This window comes from Bartonella queenslandensis AUST/NH15 (genome assembly GCF_000312585.1).
Classification (GTDB): domain Bacteria; phylum Pseudomonadota; class Alphaproteobacteria; order Rhizobiales; family Rhizobiaceae; genus Bartonella; species Bartonella queenslandensis_A.
This window is the reverse complement of the sequence record NZ_HE998519.1, coordinates 1-818: the sequence shown is the minus strand read 5'-3', so window position 1 is coordinate 818 and position 818 is coordinate 1. Positions and strand designations below refer to the sequence as shown.

The window sequence follows — 818 nt, the reverse complement described above, 5'->3', positions numbered from 1 at the left end:
ATTGACCTTTCTCAAAGGCTCCGCTCTGATTATGGTATAGCTCCTTGGGAAAAGGATGCAACGGATAAGGGAGATGATACGGATTATGCTTTGCTTCATCTTGGCGCTCTCGCTTTGTTGGGTGATGTTGAGACCTTGCATTCTTATCAGCAAAGTTTTGCTACAGGGGATCATCTAGGCTTCGACGAAAGCATCCAACAGCTTCATCTTGAACGGGCAATAGCTTTAGCGCAAGAAGTAGCAAAATCAAAGCAAGTGAGTTACGCTTTGATTGAGCAAGTGGCAGAAGAGTTTGCCGACCAATGAAAAGTTTCTAGCGAAGAGCAGCCTCACTCTTGGAAGAGAAAATAGCTAAATTTATTGGAAAAAAGACAAGAAATAGTTTCTTAAGAAATATGAATAAGATTTTATAAAAGCTAAAGGGCAATCCAACCAAAAGTCATCATCATGATTTGAGAGACGCCACCATTGGTGGTGCTTTCACTGCGGCTTCGGTGCAGGATGTGAGTAGTTACGATTTAGATCTGAGAGGTTGAGAAGGCGAGAAACCGCAAAAAATCAAATTCGTCAATAATCAATTGAAGTTACCACAAACAAAAACAATAGAAATTGGCGCTAACCTTTCGATATATGCGCGAGGAGGGGATCTCACTCTGAGTGCAGGACTATCCAGTAGTGGTTAGATGCATTTGGTGGCAGATAGATCATATTGTTTATTATAAAACTGATAGTTATAGAGATTAGAAAAATCCCTTTTAATAGACCGTGTCAGTGTTGTCAGTCCTTTTTAGATCCTATATTATTTTTTTTAAATGAGT

The 818-nt window shown here is 39.6% G+C and carries 1 protein-coding gene; it reads left to right on the top strand.

Annotated elements, in window-relative coordinates:
• Nucleotides 1–306 (top strand): DUF6990 domain-containing protein (locus tag BN338_RS12615; RefSeq protein WP_039762778.1); only part of this gene is annotated, 306 nt, incomplete at its 5' end.
• Nucleotides 307–818: the final 512 nt, after the last annotated feature.